The sequence below is a fragment of the Oscillibacter sp. genome, assembly GCF_032060045.1.
Taxonomy (GTDB): Bacteria; Bacillota; Clostridia; order Oscillospirales; family Oscillospiraceae; genus Oscillibacter.
The window spans coordinates 92,864-113,018 of sequence record NZ_DAMBZJ010000003.1 but is presented as its reverse complement, the minus strand read 5'-3'; the positions used below and the strand labels follow the sequence as shown (position 1 = coordinate 113,018).

Sequence of the window (20,155 nt, the reverse complement as noted above, 5' to 3'; positions counted from 1 at the left end):
GCCAGCTTTACCCACACGGAGGGAACGACCAGCGCAAATGCCGCCACGACGACAGCCAGAAGCGCCAGATTTTTATTGAGAAGATCGGCAGTACGGTTCATCGCTTTCATTCTACTCTCTCCTTTTATATACGGCCTTACCGCTGGCTTGCCAGCAGGGCCTTGCCTGCGGCGTCCGCGTCCCGCATGGCCTGCATGAACGCCTCTTTTGTAACAGGATAGGGGGCCTTGGTCCACTCCAAAACGGTGGCGGCCTTGTCTGCGATAGTCTGCAGGTTTTCTTCCACCAGATCAATTTCGCCCAGCGTGACGGGCAGACCGATGGAGTGGTTGAAGCGCATCACCCGGTCCCGCTCTTCAAACTGCTTGTCATAGGTCAGCAGCGTCAGCACGCCGAAAGCCACAATTTCCCCGTGCAGGTGTTTCCCGCCGGAGGCGGGCACCATGGTGGCGCCGTAATAAACGCAGTGGGCCAGACTGCTGTTGAAATAATACTTTGTGGCATCTGTGGTCAGGTTGGAGACGATGCCTGTGGACATCACGATGGCAAGGGCAACCTGCTCCAGCTCATAGCCGGGGGTGTTTTGGCGGCACTGTTCCATGGCGGTGGCGCCATATTCCACCATCGGGCTCGTGCAGGAGTGGGCCAGCTGGGCGCCTAGCAGCGTGGTGTGGAACAGCTTTTGTCCGCGAGAGGCCAGCTCCACCTCGCACTCCTTGGAAAGTCCGTCGCCAATCCCGGCCCACAGGAGGGCTTCCGGCGCTTCCGCGACAATTTTTGTGTTCAGAAAGGTATGCTCCGGGCAGCGGGTGGGGTAAAAGTAATCCCGGAAAGTGTCGTCAGGATTGTAAAACACACCGATGGCTGTGCAGGCCGCGCAGTTGGAGGCGATGGTGGGGAAGGTGAACAGAGGTTTGTCCAGATGTTCGGCCACGGCCTTGCAGGTGTCTACCGCCCGTCCCCCGCCCACGGCGAAAATCATGTCGGCGGATTTGACGGCGTCCACCGCTTCCAGCGCGGCGGCGTTTTCGTAGGTGGCGTTGTCGCCATACCAGACCGGCTCGGACAACGTGAGGGGCGTACCGCTGAGGGCTTCTTTCAGAGGCTCGTAGGCCTTGGAAAGTGCGGTTTTGCCGCCAATCACGGCAGCGGTTTTGCCGAAGCGGCGAACGATGCCATAAACGTCCTTATAGCAGTCGGGTCCCACGCTCCAGGCGGGCAGGCAGTTGGTGTAACTCATCGTGTTTATCCTCCCAATTTTGTGGGACAAAACAAAAACAGCTTCGTCCCAAAGTTTTACTTTGAGACGAAGCTGTAAATCAACTCCGCGGTACCACTCAAATTGCACGGCGGTTAAACCATGCCACTTTACAGGCTCCAACAAGCCCATGGCACTAACGCAGCCTACGCGTGCGACTCTACTTACCAAAGTGTTCGGTCGCCGGCTCAGAAGGGATTGCTTGGACGATACCCGGTTACCTGCTTTCAGCATACGCAGGCTCTCTGTGAACCATCTTTCGTCGGCGTTCTTCGTCATTGCCTTTGTTGTTCTTAAGAATAGCAAAAATTAATGCGCGGAGTCAATGGCAATACTGCAATAATTATTGGGCGTACATTTAAAAATAATTATGCAAAACACAACATGAAGGGTGACAACGCGGCGGTTTGTGTGTTCCCAATCAGGTTTGCCGATTCCTGCGTTCCGGCGGTTAAAATGCCGCTTCCTGAACGCTTGATGGAATCGGCGGTTGACAACTATAACTAAATGTGTTATTATAAAAGCAGTCAATATAATTTCTTTGTATTCGCATATTTTGTAGGACATTGTTTTGATGTTCCGCAAAGTATGTGAGTTTTGTTTTTATAGGAGCATAAACTGCTGCATATCATGGCATAAAAAGCGAAGCGGCCGATAGTTTGCCGTATAATAAAACGGAATGAATGGGTGAGTTAAAATCAATCTTGTACACGAACAGGTGAATCATTTGAAATTTGGAACCGGGACGATTATTTCTCAGGATTCGGCAACAATCACGGTCCTGTTTTCAGAAGAATACGGAGAAAAAAAGTTCTTCTGTCCTGCCGTATTTAAATCATTTCTCAGTCTGTGCAACCCCGCTGCAAAGGACCGTATGAGCAATGAAATGAAGATGACGCAGGCCTTTGCGGAAATAGAACTGAATAACCGCCTTGCGGAGGAAGAAGAAAAAAAGCGGGCCCTACTGGAACAGAAGGCCGCCTTAAAGAAAAGAACCCCTGCGAAGAAGAGTGCCAAGAGTCTTTAACTCGACGAAAAGGCCTTTAGCAGGATGCTTAGTAGATTGAAAATTGATTGAAACGAGGAAATTCATGACAAACCAACCCTTTTCCCAATTGGCTCTCTCTGCGGAACTGATGGAAGCAGTGACCGAGATGGGCTTTACGGAAGCCACTGACATTCAAGCAGAGTCCATCCCTCTGATCCGCACCGGTGCCGATATTTTGGCTCGTTCCCAAACCGGAACCGGAAAGACGGTGGCCTTCGGCATTCCCGCTGTGGAGTGCATCTCGCCGGATTCACGGAATGTACAGGTTCTGGTGCTTTCTCCCACACGGGAGCTGGCGCGCCAGTGCGGAGGGGAAATCCGCAAGCTGGCCAGCCATCTTCCCTATGTAAACGTTGCCGATATCTTTGGCGGCGGAGATTATCGAGGGCAGTTCCGGGAATTGCAGTCTGCCAACGTGGTCATCGGCACTCCGGGCCGGATTATGGACCATATGCGCCGGGGCACTCTGAATCTGCGCCATTTGAAAATGGTCATTCTGGACGAGGCCGACGAAATGCTGAACATGGGCTTTCGGGAGGATATCGAGGTCATTTTGCAGGATGTGCCGGAAACCAGACAGATCGTGTTGTTCTCCGCCACCATTCCAGAGGAGATTTTGACCATAGCCCAGCAGTTTCAGCGGGATCCGGTTCGCATTGAGATTAACCGCGAGCAGATTACGCTGGAAAATATCCGGCAGGTCTACGTGGAAATTCCCCCGAAGAAGAAGCCTGAAGCGCTGACACTGTTGCTTCATTACTATCAGCCCTGCCGGGCCATCATTTTCTCCAATACCAAAACCATGGTGGACGAGCTGACCGAGCAGCTCAGTGCCGCCGGATTTTCGGTGGAGGGTCTGCACGGGGATATGAAGCAGCTTCAGCGCACCACGGTGATGAACAGCTTCCGTCAGGGCCGCGTCTCCATTTTGGTAGCCACCGACGTGGCAGCCCGGGGAATTGACGTCAGCGACCTTGATTATGTGATCAATTTTGATATTCCGAAAGAACCCGATTCCTATGTCCACCGTATCGGCCGTACCGGCCGGGCCGGCCGGGCCGGTACGGCAGTGACTCTCTGCTGCGGACGGATGCAGGTGATCCAGCTTCAGCGGCTGGCGGCGCGCACCCGTTCCGGCATCGAGGCGATTTCGCTGCCCAGAGTGTCTGACATTGAACAGGTTAATCGCGAACGGACCCTCAAGGAGCTGGAACAGGCCATGAAGTCCGAGCCGCTTCCTTTCCACACGGAAGTGGTGGAGGAGCTGATTCGGCGCGGGCATGCGCCGGAGCGAATCGCTGTCACGCTGATGGGCCTTTCGCATGTTCATGACACCAAGGCGCTGAAGGATTTGAGCGTCCCCGCAGCTTTGGGGAAAAAGGCCAGAGTGCAGGAGCGTCGCCCCATGTCCGCCTTTGTGGTCAGCGTTGGCTCGGCCAACAGAACCACGGAGAGGCATATCATCGGCGCCGTCACAGAGCGGGCGGGCATCAGCTCTCACGATGTCGGCAAGGTGCAGATTTCTGAATCCTTTTCCACCGTTCAGGTTCCCTCCGATCTGCTGGAGGAGGTTATGCGGGCTATGCGGGGATGCAAAATCTGCGGCAAGCCCGTCCATGTTATGCCGGTTCCGGAGCAGCAGGTCCGAAAGAAACCTGCGCATCACGGCGCCGCAAAGCCCTGGGCAAAAAAGGCGAAGCACCGCTCTTATGGCGTGTAAATGCGTTTACCGTAGCATTGATTGAGATAAAAGGTTCTCCCCGAAAGGGGAGGACCTTTTTGCGTTACGACCTGCTTCGCGGGGGAGAAGGATATTTTATGCGGTGTTTGAAAAATATTACTTTTAAAAAGCGTGAGATGATTGTTCAATTGCCTGATCCACAAAAATTTGACAGGCAACTTTTCAGCCGATCCAAACGCGCTTGCCTTCAAGCGCAAGGGGAAGAGGACCTTCATAGGAGCCTGCCTCCACATGCGAACAGGCTTCCCAATTTCATTACCCCGCTTGTCTAAAGATGGTCCAGTATTTCCTAAACCACCGTGCATTTTAAGCGGAACTTTTAAAAACGTTGGAATTACAACGCGGTTAACGTCGCGATTGTGGTATACTTCAGCTATAAAGAACAGATAGAAACCAAGAACGGACAAAACCGAACTGACCTAAAAGGGAGGCTATTATGGCAAATTATTTTAAGGTGACGGACAGCATTTACGATATTACGGAAAATTACCCCGAATTGATTGCTTTTTTGGCAGCCAACGGCTTTGAGACGCTGAAAAATGAGATGATGAGAAAAACGATGGGCAAGACCATTTCACTGGAGACAGCCCTGCGCAGCAAAAAAATCAATGTGGAGCTGTTTGTAAAAAAGCTGGAGGACGCAATTGAGCAAAGCCAGTACAGCGCTTCCACGGGTCTTGCCCATATGAAAAAGGAAACCGGGGCCAATGTGCGCATTGAGGGCGTTTTACCTTGCCCCATCCGCATTCCTCTGCTGGAGCGGTTTGAAGGCTGGTTCAACGAGAAGAAAGACAGCTTTGGCTTTGAAGTGGATTATAGCTTACAGGCCGCCAGTATGGGGCTCGACCACATCAAGGAGCGGGTGCTGGAGGCGGGTGGTAACCCTGAAGGGCTGTCCGATCTCTACCTGTCCGCAGGCTTTGATCTCTTTTTCGACCAGACGCTGATGGGGCAGTATCGGGACGCGGGGGTATTTGAGGAGATTTCCGGCGTGAAGCATTTGAACCCGGATTTTGAAAACGAGCACCTGAGCTTGAAGGACCCCAAAGGGCAATACGCCATCATCGGGGTGGTTCCCGCCATTTTCATGGTGAACACCGACGCGCTGGGGGACCGGCCCTGTCCGGAGAGCTGGTCGGACCTTCTTCGCCCGGAGTTTGAAAACAGCGTGTCTCTTCCTACCCGGGACTTGGATTTGTTCAACGCGCTGCTTCTGCACATTTACCGCTATTATGGCGAAGAGGGCGTCTCCAAGTTGGGCCGTGCCATGCTGCGCAGCATGCATCCCGCCCAGATGGTGAAATCCCACATGAAAAGGGGAGAGAACGCTGTTCCCGCCGTGACCATCGCTCCTTATTTCTTCACCCAGATGCTGGACGCCAAGGGCCCCATGATTCCCGTGTGGCCCAAGGACGGTGCAATTGTGAGCCCGATTTTCCTGTTGGCAAAGAGTGCATCTAAGGAAAAGGTCAAGCCCTTCGTGGACTTCCTGTTCTCAAAGGAGGTGGGCCAGGTCTTCACCTCCAGCGGGAAATTCCCCTCCACCAATCCGCTGGTGGAAAACGGTCTGCGGCCGGATCAGGGCTTTATGTGGCTGGGGTGGGACTATATTCACCAGCATGACATCGGGCAGTTGATCAAAACCACAGAGGAGCTGTTTTACCGGGCATATAAGGAGGAATAAATATGAATCTGACGATTTTTTCGGGCCCTCCCTCGTCGGGGAAGACCTCAGTGATTCTGAAAACCATCGCCACCCTGCAAAGCCGGGACATCCGGGTAGGCGTTGTGAAATTTGACTGTCTGTATACCGACGACGACGTGGCCTATGAAAAGGCGGGCGTGCCTGTGAAAAAAGGGCTTTCCGGTGCGCTGTGCCCCGACCATTTCTTTGCTTCTAACATTGAGGAAATTGTCCGCTGGGGAAACCACGCGGGGCTGGATTTACTCATCAGCGAATCTGCCGGACTGTGCAACCGCTGCTCGCCCTATATTAAGGACATCAAGGGCGTGTGCGTGATCGACAATCTTTCCGGCATCAACACCCCAAAGAAAATTGGGCCCATGCTGAAGTCCGCCGATCTGGTAGTCATCACCAAGGGAGACATCGTTTCGCAGGCGGAACGGGAGGTGTTTGCCTCTCGGGTCAGCTCGGTGAATCCAAAGGCGGTCACCATGCACGTCAACGGGCTGACAGGCCAAGGGGCCTACGAGCTGGGAACCCTGATTTACGACGCGTCCCAGAAGGTGGACTCGGTGCAGGGAATGCAGCTGCGCTTCCCGATGCCTGCGGCGCTTTGCTCCTACTGTCTGGGAGAAACCCGCATCGGGGAGGCGTTCCAGATGGGCAACGTGAAGAAAATGGACCTGGGGGTGGACAAACAATGATGGAGTTAAGCATTGCCCGCCTGTTGGCGGAGTATCCCTACGCGGCGTCGTATTTCGAGCAAAACAAGCTGGACGTCTCCGGCTATGGGGAGCTGACGTTTCCCCAGTATTTAGAGCATTTTACGCAGGACGAGCTGGAGGATCTGGCCATTGACCGGGAAAAGCTCCTGTCTGACCTTGAGGTGTTCATAGCCCAGATGCAGGAGTTCTTGGGTCTGGACGCGTTCAATCAGGTGCGCTCGCTGACCATTCTTCCCGGGCATGACAAGTCCGGCGGGGCAGAGGGCTTTGAGCGGTTCACAATTCACGCCTCCGAAATCGTCTCCATTGTGGGCCCCACCGGGTCGGGCAAAAGCCGCCTGCTGGCGGATATTGAGTGGGCCGCCCAGAACGACACGCCCACCGGGCGCAGTATTCTAATTAACGAAGAGATTCCCGACAATAAGTGGCGGTTTTCCTCCAACAACAAGCTGGTGGCCCAGCTCTCCCAGAACATGAATTTCGTGATGGATTTGACTGTGCGGGAATTTTTGGAGCTTCACGCCCAAAGCCGCCTGCGGGAGGACCCCGACGCGGTGATTGACCGCATTATTGAGGAGGCCAACAACCTTGCAGGGGAGCAGTTCCGCATGGATACCCCCGTGACCAGCCTTTCCGGGGGACAGTCCCGGGCGCTGATGATTGCGGACACTGCAATTTTAAGCTCCTCGCCCATCGTACTGATTGACGAGATTGAAAATGCGGGCATTGACCGGAAGAAGGCACTGGAATTACTGGTGGCCGAGGATAAAATTGTGCTGATGGCGACCCATGATCCGCTGCTGGCGCTGATTGCAGACAAGCGCATCGTCATAAAAAACGGGGGTGTGAGCGCGGTGATTGAAACCAGTCCCGAAGAGAAGGCGCTTCTGGAAGAGCTTGAAAAAATGGACGCTGTGGTCCAGCACGCGCGGCACAAGCTGCGCAGCGGAAGTTTGCTTTCTGCCGCCGACTTAAATCGGTAAAGAACTGGACGGGAAGGTGTTCCCCATTAAAACCAGGCGGGCTTGCACGAAAGGTCATGGATAACACCGGAGTGCCGTAAGCGTAAAACAGAGCGCAAAGCGAAAATCGTTTTGCGCTCTGTGTTTTTTATTTAGTGCGAAAGCTTTTTGCAAGGATAAGTCGTCCTATCCGGTTTCGTCAAAATTTCAGAGGGATGGTTCTGTGCACTTTGTGGGAAAATCCGAATTATTTTGTGGCATCTTGACAGGTGACAATTCGATGCTATGATATCAGATAGCAAATTATTAAGGTATTACCTTTGTTTCTTCTGACTTTGAAAATCAAAGACAGAGGAGAAGGAGACGGGATGGAAGCAAAGATGGATGCGAAAACCGAGCAGGTCAAAATCTGGGAGGACTTTTTGAAGGTAGCAAAACCGGACTGCAAGTTTAGCTGGGCGTTTTCGGAGCTTATTTGTGATTACAAAGGAAGCGAACAGGGGACTGCATTGCTGAGCGTGACGGAGACGTACAAAAACGTGGAGGCTATCTTCATCACCTCCGATAATAATTTGGAAACGCTGCGTGAGCAGGCATTTCTGGATCAGAAAACCGTGGTCATGACCAATTATGGCATTACCCACGGTTTTTTTCTGGTCACACCCGGATAGATTCCTGCGGCGAAGGAGGAAGGTGCAGGTGGAGCTGGACTTTCCCGTGGAGCAGATGAGCATCCGTATGCAGCAGAAAATGGAACCTATATGGATACTCCTTTCTTCGAGCTTGTGCAACCGTGCATTATAAAAATACACATATCCGCTGATAGTGCGAGAAAGTTTTATATATAAGAAAATACCAGTGAAGTAAATGCGATGTCCATGAAGCGTTGCAACAAAACAGACAAAAAGAAATGGTGTGAATCGTAGGATATTATACATATATTAATGAATAATTTCCCGTAAATCAATTGACGAAAGAACCGAAAAAGCAGATAATATTTTTAACTGAACAGGAGTCGCCAAAATGGGCTTGCAAACGGGAAAGGGATGGTTGGAAGGCATGGAAAAGGCATATCTGGTTTTGCGGGACGGGCAGGTATTTGAAGGGATTCGCTTCGGCGCAAGTGGGGACACGGTGGGGGAGTTGGTGTTTACCACCGGCATGTGCGGCTATCTTGAAACGCTGACGGACCCCAGCTATCACGGGCAGATTGTATTGCAGACCTATCCCCTGATGGGAAACTACGGCGTGATTCCTGAGGATTTCGAGGGGAACTGCGCCGTGCGAGGCTATATTGCCCGGGAGTGGTGCACCACTCCGTCCAATTTTCGCTGTGACATGGATTTGGATGCGTACCTGAAACAAGAAAACGTTCCGGGCATCTGCGGGGTGGACACTCGGGAGCTGACTCGGATCATCCGGGAACATGGCGTGATGAATGCCACAATTTGCGCTGCGCCGCCCGCCAGGCTGGGGCAGGTGGAAGCGTATGCCGTCACGGGGGCGGTGGCGGCCGTCACCTGCCGGGAGACGCGGGTCTATCCGCCGGTGGGAGAGAAGAAGCACTCCGTGGCTCTGCTGGATTACGGCGCCAAGCGCAACATTATCCGGGAGCTTCAAAAGCGTGGCTGCGAGGTGACGGTTTTACCTGCGATCACCACGGCGGCGGAGGTGCTGGACCGGAAACCGGATGGCCTCATGCTCTCCAACGGTCCCGGGGATCCGGCAGAGGCGGAGTTTCAGATTCACCAGCTCCGGGAGCTTGCGGGGAAGCTGCCCCTGTTCGGAATCTGCCTTGGACACCAGCTTCTGGCTCTGGCGCTGGGCGGACGGACCTATAAATTGAAGTACGGACACCGCGGCGTGAATCAGCCCGTCCGGGATCTGAGCGGTCCGCGGACCTACATCACCAGCCAAAACCATGGCTACGCGGTGGATTCGGATTCTATGCCCTCCGGGCGCGTCCGCTATGTCAATGCCAACGACGGAACCTGTGAGGGCATTGACTATCCAGCGTTGAGGGCCTTCACCGTCCAGTTTCACCCAGAGGCCCATTCCGGGCCGGAGGACACTGCGTTTTTATTTGACCGCTTTGCCGCGCTGATGAAGGGAGAGTGCCTCTAATGCCTTTGGATACATCAATTAAGAAAACACTGGTGATCGGTTCCGGCCCCATCGTCATCGGGCAGGCCGCTGAGTTTGACTACGCGGGGGCCCAGGCCTGCCGCGTTTTAAAGGAGGCGGGAGTGGAGGTGGTTTTGTGCAACTCCAATCCCGCCACCATCATGACGGATCAGGCCATGGCGGACGAGATTTACTTAGAGCCTCTCACCGTGACCACAGTGAAGCGCATTATAAAAAAAGAACGGCCCGACAGTCTTTTGGCCACACTCGGCGGGCAGACGGGGCTGACACTTGCCATGCAGCTTGCCAAGGAGGGCTTTTTGGAGCGGGAGGGAGTTCGTCTGCTGGGAACCGACGCGACGGCCATTTCCAAGGCAGAGGATCGGGAGCTGTTTAAGGAAGCGATGGAGGCCATTGACCAGCCCGTGATCCCTTCGGACATTGCCAACACCGTGGACGAGGCATTGGCCGTGGCAGAACAAATCGGGTATCCCGTCATTGTCCGCCCGGCGTTTACGTTGGGCGGTGCGGGCGGCGGCGCGGCGGCCAACCGAGAGGAGCTGCAAATCATTGCTGCCACAGGGTTGGACGCGTCGCCCATTTCTCAGATCCTGGTGGAACGGGCCATCTTCGGCTGGAAGGAGATTGAGTTTGAGACAATTCGCGATGCCGCCGGCAACGTGATTGCGGTGTGCTCCATGGAAAATCTGGACCCGGTGGGCGTCCACACGGGAGATTCCATCGTGGTGGCCCCCGCCCAGACCCTTTCGGACCGAGAGTTTCAAATGCTGCGCACCGCGTCGCTGGACATCATCTCCCAGCTTGGCATTGTGGGCGGGTGCAACTGCCAATTGGCGCTGGACCCTAAGAGCTTTCGGTATGCGGTGATTGAGGTGAACCCCCGAGTTTCCCGTTCCTCCGCGCTGGCCTCCAAGGCCACGGGCTATCCCATTGCGAAAGTCACGGCGAAAATTGCCCTTGGCTTTACGCTGGACGAAATCAAGAACGACGTGACGGGCAAAACCTGCGCCTGCTTTGAACCGGCGCTGGATTACATTGTGGCGAAAATCCCCAAGTGGCCCTTCGACAAATTTGTCGACGCAAGCCGGAAGCTGAGTACCCAGATGAAAGCAACCGGCGAGGTGATGGCGATTGCGCCCGGCTTTGAAATGGCCATCATGAAAGCCGTCCGGGGTGCGGAAATCGGGGTGGACACCCTGAACCGTCCTGTGGAAGACGGAGATAACGTGCCGGTGCGGGAGCGGCTGGCCCGGGTGGACGACCGACGGCTTTTCACGGTGTTTGAGGCGCTGAAAGCGGACGTGGACGTGGAGGAAATTCACGAGATTACTAAAATTGACCGCTGGTTTCTGGGCAAACTCCAGAATCTTGCGGCATTTGAAAACTCCCTGACAAGGGACGGGCTGACTGCGGAGCATTACGAAACCGGCAAGCGGTATGGCTATCCCAACGGGGCACTGCTGCGGCTGTCCGGTGGAGTGGCGCTTCCCGGCGGGGCCAAGCCTGCGGTTTATAAAATGGTGGACACCTGCGCGGCGGAGTTCGATGCGCAGACACCCTATTTTTACTCCTGCTTTGACAAAGCCTGTGAGTCCCGCTCTTTCCCACGCAGCGGGAAGCCTGTGGTGCTGGTGCTGGGCTCCGGTCCCATCCGCATCGGGCAGGGCATTGAGTTTGACTATTCCTCTGTCCACTGCATATGGACGCTGAAAAAACTGGGCTATGAAGTGGTCATTGTCAACAACAACCCCGAAACCGTCTCCACGGACTATGACACCGCTGACCGGCTGTATTTTGAGCCACTGTGCCCCGAAGATGTATTGCACATCATTGAGGTGGAACGCCCGGTGGGGGTGGTGGTGGCCTTCGGCGGGCAGACCGCCATCAAGCTGACCAAGTTCTTGGACACGCAGGGCGTGAAAATCCTGGGTACCTCCGCCGAATCCATCGATATGGCCGAAGATCGGGAACAATTTGACGCGCTGTTGGAGCGGTTTTCCATCAAGCGTCCGCAGGGCCGGGCGGTGCTGAGCCTGCATCAGGCCCTTTCCGCCGCAGAGGAGCTGGGCTATCCCGTGCTGCTGCGGCCCTCCTACGTCATCGGCGGGCAGAATATGGTCATCGCCCACAACGAGGCGGAGGTCCGACGCTATATGGAACCGATTCTGACCAACGGAAACGGCCAACCGATTCTGGTGGACCAGTATCTTCAGGGGCGAGAGCTTGAGGTGGACGTGATCTCCGACGGGACGGACGTGCTGATTCCCGGCGTGATGCAGCATATCGAGCGCACCGGCGTTCACTCCGGGGACTCCATCGCGGTTTATCCGCCTTTTAATATCAACGACCGGCTGCTGAAAACCATTGTGGACGGTTCTGAAAAGCTGGCCCTCAGCCTGAAAACAAGAGGCCTTGTCAATATCCAGTATTTAATCTATCAGGGGGAGCTGTATGTCATCGAGGTGAACCCCCGGGCCAGCCGCACGGTTCCCTATCTCTCCAAGGTGACGGGGGTGCCCATGGTGGATTTGGCTGCCCGGGTGATGACGGGACAGCCTCTGCGCACCCTTGGCTACGGCACGGGACTTTATAAAACACCGCCTTATGTAGCCGTTAAGGTTCCTGTCTTCTCCTTTGAAAAGCTCACCGACGCAAACGCCACCCTTTCCCCGGAGATGAAGTCCACCGGAGAAGTGCTGGGTCTTGGGAAAAACTTGCAGGAAGCTTTGTTTAAAGGGCTGGTGTCCGCAGGTTATCAGGTGGAGCGGGAACGTCGGGGCGGCATTCTCATCTCCGTCAACCGACGGGACCAACCGGAGGTGGTCCATATCGCCCGCAAGCTGGTGGACTTGGGCTATAAGCTCTACGGTACCGAGCGTACAGCTTATGAAATCTCCCGCCTTGGCGCGGATGTGGAGGTGGTGGGTAAGCTGGGGCAGGATAACCGGGTGTTTAAGTTGCTGGAGGCGGGGGAAATTGACTTCGTCATTCTCACCGGCTCAACGGAACCGGAGTATATCCGGGATTTTATTCATCTGAACCACCGCTGCGTCCAGCTTGGGATTCCGTGCCTCACCAGTCTGGACACCGCCGCAGCGCTGGCGGATATTCTCGCCAGCCGCTATACGCAGGAGAACACGGAACTGGTGGATATCTGCCGCCTGCGGACAAAGCGGCAAAAGCTTCCCTTTGCTAAGCTTCAGACCTGTGGCAACGACTTTGTGTTTCTGGAGGATTTCGACGGGGCCATCACCTGCCCGGAATCCCTCTGCATTACCCTGTGTGACCGGCACACCGGCGTGGGGGCAGACGGCATCGTCCTGATGCAGCGCTCCGAGACGGCCGACGCGAAAATGCGCCTGTTCAACGCCGACGGATCCGAGGGGCGCATGTCGGGCAGCGCCCTGCTGTGCATGGGAAAATATCTCCACGACAAGGGTCTTACAAAGAGGGAAAAACTGCAAATTGAAACAGTTAGCGGAGTTCGTGCCGTGGCGCTTTCCGTCATGAACGGACAGGTCTCCTCCGCCTGTGTGTCCATGGGGCGGGCCTCGCTGGATGTGGATCGGCAGCTTGTGAATGCGCCAATGGAAATTGGGGGAACGGAGTGGCGCGTCACCTGTGTGGACATGGGAAGCCCCCACTGCGTGGTGTTCTGCCCCCGTGTGGACGAAGTCGACGTGGCAGCGCTGGGCCCCCGGTTTGAACGGGGCGTGCTTGCGCCGGAGCGGACCAATACGGAGTTTGCCCGAGTGGTAAATGAGAGCACTTTGAAAATGCGGGTGTGGGAGCGAGGCAGCGGCGAGACGTCAGCCTGCGGAGACGGAGCCTGCGCCGCAGTGGCGGCAGCAGTGGAGTTGGGCCTTTGCCCGAAAAACCGGGATATCACGGTAAAAGCCTCCGGAGGGGACATGGTTGTCCATTATTCCAAGGAAGAGACGACCCTCGCTGCCGATGCGACGATGGTATATGAGGGTATCGCAGAATACTAAGAGAAAAGCAAACGGGCGCGGACCGCATATGCAGCCCGCGCTCGTTTTAATCAATGGGAGAGGCGTTGCTCTGCCGCCTCACACAGGAAAACCCTTTGCAGGCAAACCGCTGCCTTACAGGGCGGAGAGCACCTCGTCAATGTCGGGCAGCTCCCCAATGGGATAGACCTTGACCCATTTCACATTGCCTTCCGCATCCACCAGCACGTTGGCCCGACCGGACATGCCGTGGTGAACCATATACACGCCGTAGTCCTGCGAAACTTTGCCCTGAGGCCAGAAGTCGCTGACAAGGGGCGTTTTTTCAATGGCCAGAACGGTTGCCCATGCCTTTTTGCCGGGCGCGGGGTCCACACTCAGCCCGATGGCCACCGTGTTCTTTTCTGCGAAAGCGTCGAAGTGCGTTTCCAGCGCCCGCATCTGATCGGTGCACACGCTGGTCCACGCCAGGGGATGCCAGGACAGCAGCACCTGTTTGCCCCGGTAATCGGAGAGCTTGATTTCCTTGCCGAATCCGTCGGACAGGGTGAAGTCGGGGGCTTTTGCGCCCACTTGAATTGCGTTCATGCTGAATCCTCCTCTTTACAAATAATGTGTAGGGAGCGGACCCGGCCCGGATGGTCATGCTCCTGTGGTTGGGGTGTTTCGCGGTTATCCAACAGCTTTCCGGGGAAGCAATGGTGTCTCTATGGTTTGCGGATGAAACCGGGATGGGCCGGAGACTCAGTCTGGAATATGAATTTTTTCGAAAACCCATGCGGTCAGCTCGTTAAGAGAGGGATGAATGACCATGGAGTTGTTGATGGGGGCATAAGTCCCCAGATTGGGATACAGGATTCTTAGGTCGTCCATCTCCCGGGCGGCCATGGCGCGCCGGACTTTCTGGCATTGATAGCCGGCGTTCATGAGATACACGAAGGGCTGAAGCAGCACTGCCGCCTGCGGACCCACGATGTGGACGCCCAGCAGCTTTTTATCGTACCCAATAATGACCTTTACAAACCCGTCGTCCCCGTCCCGCTTGTGATAGCCCATGGCCCGGCCGCCCACCACCTCGGAAAAGTGGTTGTACGCCGTCTGATACAAGATTCCCTTCTCCTGCACCTCCCGTTCCGTCAGGCCCAGATGCGCCACCTGCGGATGGGTGAAAACGGCCCAGGGGACGGCGTCATAGCGCACCCCTCGCTTACCTTCGCCGGAGAACAGGTTTTGGCTGAGAATCTGTGCCTCGAAATTGGCCTTGTGCCGAAGCTGGTATTTTCCATTCACGTCCCCCAGCGCCCAGATACCGGGCTGCGAGGTTTCCAGATAGCTGTTTGTTACAATCCAGCCGTGCTTGTCCGTCTCCACACCAGCCTTAGGCAGGTTCAGCGTGTCGGCATTGGAGCGAGTGCCGGAGGCCATGAAAATTTCCTCACACTCTAAAACGGATTGCTCTTTCGTGGCGCTGTTTTCCACGGTGACGTATTTCTTTCCGCCCTCCGCCCGAACAGCGACGGGGGTGCTGTGGGTCAGAATTTCGATTCCATTTTCAGTAAACTGTCGGCTGACAAATTCTGCGACCTCCGGTTCCTCCTTGTTCAAAATCCCACCGGAGCGGACAAGGATTGTCACCTTTGTGCCAAATGCAGAAAAAATATGGGCAAATTCCGTGCTGATGGATCCGCCACCGATGATGACAAGACTTTTCCATGGATTTTTTGGATACTTTTCTCCGAAAAACGTCTCTGAGGTGACATATCCGGCTTCCTCCAATCCCTCCACCGAGGGAACGGAGGTCCTGGCCCCCACTGCCAGCAGAAATTTGTCTCCCGTGATCTCCTCCTCCGTCCCGTCCTCACGCAGGACGGTCATGCTGCGCGGACCGGTAAAAGCGCCGGTGCCCTTATACAGCGTCAGATTCGGAAGCTCCTGTAAATTTTTTTCAATAGTTTTATGGAAGTCGATCTGTGCCCACATTCTGCGGGAAATGACCTCCCAGTCAATGGTGTGCTGCCCCACATTGACGCCGATGCGGGAGGATCGCTCTGCCTCCCGGATGAAATCCGCCGGATAAACCAACATTTTTGACGGAATGCAACCCTTTGTCAGGCAGGTTCCGCCCAGCTTCGCCTTTTCAATCAGCGCGCACTGAAGACCCTTTTCCAAGGCGGCCTCCATCACCATCAGTCCCGCGCCGCTTCCTACAATGACCAAATCAAAATGCGTCAACCTGCAATGCCTCCTTTATATCCTATCCCGGGCCTGGGGGGCCATTCCTCATCAACGGTATGTCGCGCGGCCACCGAAGTGAGCGTCTTCCCATGCTTGTCTCTCATGCTTCTTATTTTAACGAAAACCTCCCCTTCGTCAAGCCTTTCAAGGAAAATTTCGACATTTATATATGGAGCGGATTCGCCTTGCAATCAGAAATTCGGTATGATACCATATAGTATAGCCCAAAAATGTATTTTTCGACAGTCCGGCTGGTTCGGCTGTCTTGTTTTGCCGTGGAGGAAGAATAATGTCGTTTTCAATGATTTGGCCGATTGCACTGGTGGTGCTTTCAAACGTGTTTTACAACGTGTGCTCCAAGGAGACGCCGGCGGAAATCAATCCCTTTGCGGCTCTGACCGTGACGTATGTCATCGGCGCGGCATTTTCTGCGTTGATGTATTTTGCCCTGAATCGGGGCGGCTCTTTATTCCGGGAATACCAGAACATCAACTGGAGCAGTTTTATATTGGGCCTTGCGGTGGTGGGCCTGGAGGCTGGGTCTATTTATATGTATAAGGCGGGCTGGAACGTCAGCAGCGGGCAACTGGTTTACAGCAGTATTTTGGCTGTTTGCTTGATTTTTGTGGGTGTGTTCGCCTATCACGAGACGATCAGCCCCACAAAAATTGTGGGGATTTTGGTGTGCATGCTGGGGCTGTTTCTGATTAACAGATAAACTTCTTTGAAGCGCAAAAGAAAAGCGCATCAATAGAGAGTGGCAAAACACCGGATTTTTCTTAGGGAACTGACAATGGGCGGGGGCGGACGGGAAATCCCCGTTCGCCCCCGCCGCGCATATCTCATTGCAGGTGTGTTCCATGGCCGACAAAAATCTCGCCGTATGAATGCCCATTTTATGCCGCGCCTTCCAGAGTGTCTCCCTGAGAGTCAGCTTGATCCTGAGGAAACAGCGCTGGAAAAGATCCTCCGGTTGTTGTCTTCTCCCGGAGAGAAGGAGACTATATGACGCGGAGCGTGCGGGACGGAGCGGTGCACAGCGTGTCCTCCATGTGGCGAAGCTGCTCCAGATGGAAGGACAACGGAAGCGCGTCCACCGAGAGGGTGGACTTTCCCGTGCAGCCGTCCACACCGCCGGAGGCCACGACGGCTTCAAGCGCCATTCGCTCCTCCTCTGGGGTGGGGAGCAGACGCTGTCCGATCGCAGCGGACAAGAGCGCGGCCGCCGCCCAGCCCCACCAATTGGACACACCGGATACCATCGTAAAATCTGCCCGCTCCACGGCGGCAAGGCGCTTGCCGTGGGGGACATGGGCCTCCACCACCGGGCGCAGCGCGCCCAGCCCCAGCTCGTTTCCCCCGTCGCCCACGGCAACGGTGACGGCCCCCATCCGGCGAGCAAGGGGCAGAAAGATCTCCGCGTCCGTCACCATGTCGTCGATTACGCATCCGTGCATATTGTAAAAATGGTCGTCCGCGCTTTTGCCGGGGTGCTCGATGGTAAAAAAGTGAGTGGGACGGATCCGGTTCAAAAGACCTTGGGCAAAGGCCGCCGTGACTCTGTCGGGAAGACAGACAATCTCGGTCCCCGGAGCAAGAACATCGGCTGCGGCCTGTACCTGCGGAAGGGGGGCGCTTCCGCATAGCAGGATTGCATTGCAGCCCGCCGTCATCAATGCACGGGCCAGATTCGCCGCGCCGGAGGGGCCGTCCGTCTCGCCATGGAACACGCCGCCGCAGTCCACCGGAAAGCCGGTGAGAATTACTGCCCGCTCTGCCGAGAGCAGTGTGTCAGTCAACGCGTCGAAATCCGGGGCGGGCAGCCACCGGGCAAGGCCCCGGCCTGTTTCGTCACGGCGCAGAAGCGCCCAGAGCTGTTCGTAAAAATCCATGAAATACCTCCCGAGAGAGGGCCTTTTCAACAAAAAAAGACCCACTGATTTTGTGTAACACAAAATTCGTGGATCTTGGCCGCGGGAGGAAACGCCGGAGAGACGTTCCACGCGGGCAAAAACGAATCAAAAAGCCAAAGCGGACCGCTTTGCTCTGGGCACAGTATAGCAGGGAAGCGCCGCGCCGTCAAGGCACGGGCGGCAAATTTCACGCTGGATTTTCGGCGAAAATTGTGGTATAACGACTTCATGATGCCGTGCCGGATTGAGATGAAATCGGAGCGGTGTCTCCCTGAAAGGAAATGGAAAGGGGCGGCTATGGAATATCCGGAAAACACGATTTTGGTGGTGGGACAGGCCAAGCCCAGCCGGGGCGACGCCATCTGTCAGACCCATGGGGAGTTTTATATCAGTTTGGTATTGGAGCGGGACACGGGGCTAATTGTGGACGCCGCCTGCAACACAATTCTGGACGTGACGGCGGTGTTTGTCCGGGAGATGCTGGTGGGCCGCCGCCTCAGCGAGGATTTGGCGACAATGGAGACGGAGATCCGCACCCGCTATTTCGCGCTGACGCAAAAGCCTTTGATCGCCTGTCTGAAGGACGCGGCCAACCGCTATCGCGCCGTGCAATGCGGGGAGAGTATTTAGTGCGGGCGACCTTGTGAAAGACCTGCGAAAAGCGTGGAACGGACTTGAATCACACCGAAAAATATGTTATAGTTAATCGATTTAATGGATGAATTTTTTTAACCAAATGATTAAAAATTATTCGATATGTGCACTGGAAGCGAGGGACCGGATTTGAATGAGATATTAAAACGCTTTGTATTGCCGGAGGAACTGGCCGCAGTCGTGGACTGCAGTCCCAGCGTCATCGTTCCGGAGAGCAAGGAAACGCTATACGAGCTGATTTTCGGCAACGAGCACACCACCCGAATTGACGTGGTGTACGACGTGGATGGGCGGCCCGTCCACGAGGCGGACGTGGTCCGCTGCAAAAACGGAGCTGTGGTGAATTACACGGAGGACTATATGCGCCGCCGGGACCCGGATTGCATGCGCATTGCTGACGATCAGCCCACAGACAAGCCCCGGTTTGAAGACACATATGGCTACGGCTTTGACGAGGTGCGGGAGGAGACGTTCCGCTGGCTCTCTGGGCAGGAGTTGATTGTGGTGCCCTTCAAGGCCGGAGGATACGACTATGGCTACGAAGCGGTGCTGGTGTGTCCCCGAAACGCGGCGTTTTTTGCGTTTGCGCTCTCCCAACTTCAGGCCTTTGTCAATGTCCGAGAACTGGAGAAGTTTGAGCCCCGGGCCATCGTTTATGTGGCCCCGCCCCTGCGCCACACCCGCTTCGGCGGGCGGCAGGTGGTGGTGCACAGCCGGGGAGAAAAGCTCCATGAGATTTTTTCCTATAACCTCTATCCCGGCCCCTCGGCGAAAAAAGGCGTGTACAGCGTGCTGCTGGACATTGGCGAGCAGGAGGGCTGGGTCACGGCTCACGCTTCCGCCGCCCGAATCATTACCCCCTATGAAAACGAGATGGTAATGATGCACGAAGGCGCGTCCGGCGGCGGAAAGAGCGAGCTGCTGGAAGATGTGCATCGGGACTCCGACGGACGGGTGCTGGTGGGCGTGAACTCCATCAGCGGGACCCGCCACTATATTAGCATGAGTGACACCTGTACCATTCAGCCTGTGACGGACGACATGGCCATCTGCCCGCCGGATTTCCAGCCGACAAACGGAAAGCTGGCTCTGGCGGACGGAGAAGACGGCTGGTTTGTCCGAGTGGACGGCATTACGGAATATGGCTGTGATCGGCTGTATGAGCGCATCACCATCCACACGAAGGAGCCACTGATTTTCTTTAATCTGGACGGCGTACCCAATTCCACCTGCCTTCTGTGGGAGCATACGCTGGATTCCACGGGACGGCCCTGCTCCAACCCCCGAGTCATCATTCCCCGGCGGCTGGTGGACAACATCGTCACCGGGCCGGTGGAGGTGAACGTGCGTAGCTTTGGCGTGCGGATGCCCCCGTCAACGGCGCAGCGTCCCAGCTATGGCATTGTGGGACTGCTGCACATTCTGCCTCCGGCGCTGGCGTGGCTGTGGCGGCTGGTGGCGCCTCGGGGCTACAACAACCCCTCTGTCAACGGGGATTCGGCGCTGGCGGCGGAGGGCGTGGGGTCATATTGGCCCTTTGCCACAGGCCTGCGTGTCAAGCAGGCAAATCTTCTGCTGGAGCAGATTCTCCGTTGCACGGCCACCCGGTATGTGCTGACGCCTAATCAGAATATCGGCATTTATCAGGTGGGGTTTGCTCCGGAGTGGATTGCTCGCGAATATCTGGCCCGGCGCGGCGGTGTGAATATGCGCATGGACCGATTGACGCCCGCACCCTGCCCGATTTTGGGCTATTGCCTGAAGGACATGAAGGTGGACGGACAGCACATTCCCCCCAAGTTCCTCCGTCCGGAATTAC

At 55.6% G+C, this 20,155-nt stretch carries 15 protein-coding genes; 11 read left to right on the top strand and 4 right to left on the bottom strand.

The genetic code is table 11. The features are described from left to right. Positions 1-136: 136 nt before the first annotated feature. Positions 137-1,240 (bottom strand): iron-containing alcohol dehydrogenase family protein, encoded by a 1,104-nt coding sequence (locus tag RT018_RS02430; RefSeq protein WP_312938954.1) that lies wholly within the window; start codon positions 1,238-1,240, stop codon positions 137-139. 745 nt (positions 1,241-1,985) lie between these two features. Between RT018_RS02430 and RT018_RS02425 the strand changes: the two genes are divergently transcribed. The 8 genes from RT018_RS02425 to carB all read left to right on the top strand — a co-directional run bounded on the left by RT018_RS02425 (position 1,986) and on the right by carB (position 13,555). Next, entirely contained in the window at positions 1,986-2,285 is a 300-nt protein-coding gene (locus RT018_RS02425) for a hypothetical protein (protein ID WP_312938953.1), read from the top strand. 64 nt (positions 2,286-2,349) lie between these two features. Beyond that, complete coding sequence (locus tag RT018_RS02420) at positions 2,350-4,026, top strand: DEAD/DEAH box helicase (protein ID WP_312938952.1); 1,677 nt, start codon at positions 2,350-2,352, stop codon at positions 4,024-4,026. A 457-nt stretch (positions 4,027-4,483) separates the two neighbouring features. Continuing rightward, positions 4,484-5,731, top strand: coding sequence for an ABC transporter substrate-binding protein (locus tag RT018_RS02415; protein ID WP_312938951.1), 1,248 nt, complete (start codon positions 4,484-4,486; stop codon positions 5,729-5,731). Positions 5,732-5,733: 2 nt separating this feature from the next. Next, positions 5,734-6,435: a GTP-binding protein gene (locus RT018_RS02410; protein WP_312938950.1), complete on the top strand. Its 702-nt coding sequence runs from the start codon at positions 5,734-5,736 to the stop codon at positions 6,433-6,435. Next, positions 6,432-7,439, top strand: a complete 1,008-nt coding sequence (locus RT018_RS02405) for an ATP-binding cassette domain-containing protein (protein ID WP_312938949.1) — start codon at positions 6,432-6,434, stop codon at positions 7,437-7,439. The genes RT018_RS02410 and RT018_RS02405 overlap by 4 nt, the downstream gene beginning before the upstream one ends. A gap of 347 nt (positions 7,440-7,786) precedes the next feature. Continuing rightward, positions 7,787-8,089: a hypothetical protein gene (locus RT018_RS02400; protein ID WP_312938948.1), complete on the top strand. Its 303-nt coding sequence runs from the start codon at positions 7,787-7,789 to the stop codon at positions 8,087-8,089. A 352-nt stretch (positions 8,090-8,441) separates the two neighbouring features. Further along, complete coding sequence (locus RT018_RS02395; RefSeq protein WP_312938947.1) at positions 8,442-9,542, top strand: carbamoyl phosphate synthase small subunit; 1,101 nt, start codon at positions 8,442-8,444, stop codon at positions 9,540-9,542. Next, positions 9,542-13,555, top strand: coding sequence for a carbamoyl-phosphate synthase large subunit (gene carB / locus RT018_RS02390; protein WP_312938946.1), 4,014 nt, complete (start codon positions 9,542-9,544; stop codon positions 13,553-13,555). The genes RT018_RS02395 and carB overlap by 1 nt, the downstream gene beginning before the upstream one ends. Positions 13,556-13,669: 114 nt before the next feature. Here the strand turns inward: carB and RT018_RS02385 are convergent, their stop codons facing one another. Both RT018_RS02385 and RT018_RS02380 read right to left on the bottom strand, forming a co-directional pair. Further along, positions 13,670-14,122 carry a redoxin domain-containing protein gene (locus tag RT018_RS02385; protein WP_312938945.1) on the bottom strand — a complete coding sequence of 151 codons (453 nt, stop codon included), beginning with the start codon at positions 14,120-14,122 and terminating at the stop codon, positions 13,670-13,672. A gap of 156 nt (positions 14,123-14,278) precedes the next feature. Further along, positions 14,279-15,766, bottom strand: a complete 1,488-nt coding sequence (locus RT018_RS02380; protein ID WP_312938944.1) for an FAD-dependent oxidoreductase — start codon at positions 15,764-15,766, stop codon at positions 14,279-14,281. 292 nt (positions 15,767-16,058) lie between these two features. On the opposite strand from RT018_RS02380, the gene RT018_RS02375 reads away from it, so the two are divergent. Further along, on the top strand, positions 16,059-16,487 hold the full coding sequence (locus tag RT018_RS02375; RefSeq protein WP_312938943.1) for an EamA family transporter: 429 nt from the start codon (positions 16,059-16,061) through the stop codon (positions 16,485-16,487). A gap of 283 nt (positions 16,488-16,770) precedes the next feature. Here RT018_RS02375 and RT018_RS02370 read toward each other — a convergent pair whose 3' ends face one another. After that, positions 16,771-17,661 (bottom strand): DUF4392 domain-containing protein, encoded by an 891-nt coding sequence (locus tag RT018_RS02370; RefSeq protein ID WP_312938942.1) that lies wholly within the window; start codon positions 17,659-17,661, stop codon positions 16,771-16,773. 318 nt (positions 17,662-17,979) lie between these two features. Here RT018_RS02370 and RT018_RS02365 point away from each other — a divergent pair, with 318 nt between their 5' ends. Together RT018_RS02365 and RT018_RS02360 are read left to right on the top strand one after the other, a co-directional pair. After that, the gene (locus RT018_RS02365; protein ID WP_312938941.1) at positions 17,980-18,312 is read left to right on the top strand and encodes a DUF3870 domain-containing protein; all 333 of its coding nucleotides are present in this window, start codon (positions 17,980-17,982) and stop codon (positions 18,310-18,312) included. A gap of 153 nt (positions 18,313-18,465) precedes the next feature. Beyond that, positions 18,466-20,155, top strand: a 1,690-nt coding sequence (locus tag RT018_RS02360; RefSeq protein WP_312938940.1) for a DUF4914 family protein, incomplete at its 3' end; no start/stop codon positions are given.

What these genes read in the sequence shown, in the direction of transcription:
- RT018_RS02365 (WP_312938941.1), top strand. Translation starts at nt 17,980, where the DNA reads ATGGAATATCCGGAAAACACGATTTTGGTGGTGGGACAGGCCAAGCCC.
- RT018_RS02400 (WP_312938948.1), top strand. Translation starts at nt 7,787, where the DNA reads ATGGAAGCAAAGATGGATGCGAAAACCGAGCAGGTCAAAATCTGGGAG.
- carB (WP_312938946.1), top strand. Translation starts at nt 9,542, where the DNA reads ATGCCTTTGGATACATCAATTAAGAAAACACTGGTGATCGGTTCCGGC.
- RT018_RS02420 (WP_312938952.1), top strand. Translation starts at nt 2,350, where the DNA reads ATGACAAACCAACCCTTTTCCCAATTGGCTCTCTCTGCGGAACTGATG.
- RT018_RS02395 (WP_312938947.1), top strand. Translation starts at nt 8,442, where the DNA reads ATGGGCTTGCAAACGGGAAAGGGATGGTTGGAAGGCATGGAAAAGGCA.
- RT018_RS02370 (WP_312938942.1), bottom strand. Translation starts at nt 17,661, where the DNA reads ATGGATTTTTACGAACAGCTCTGGGCGCTTCTGCGCCGTGACGAAACA.
- RT018_RS02385 (WP_312938945.1), bottom strand. Translation starts at nt 14,122, where the DNA reads ATGAACGCAATTCAAGTGGGCGCAAAAGCCCCCGACTTCACCCTGTCC.
- RT018_RS02430 (WP_312938954.1), bottom strand. Translation starts at nt 1,240, where the DNA reads ATGAGTTACACCAACTGCCTGCCCGCCTGGAGCGTGGGACCCGACTGC.
- RT018_RS02405 (WP_312938949.1), top strand. Translation starts at nt 6,432, where the DNA reads ATGATGGAGTTAAGCATTGCCCGCCTGTTGGCGGAGTATCCCTACGCG.
- RT018_RS02410 (WP_312938950.1), top strand. Translation starts at nt 5,734, where the DNA reads ATGAATCTGACGATTTTTTCGGGCCCTCCCTCGTCGGGGAAGACCTCA.
- RT018_RS02375 (WP_312938943.1), top strand. Translation starts at nt 16,059, where the DNA reads ATGTCGTTTTCAATGATTTGGCCGATTGCACTGGTGGTGCTTTCAAAC.
- RT018_RS02415 (WP_312938951.1), top strand. Translation starts at nt 4,484, where the DNA reads ATGGCAAATTATTTTAAGGTGACGGACAGCATTTACGATATTACGGAA.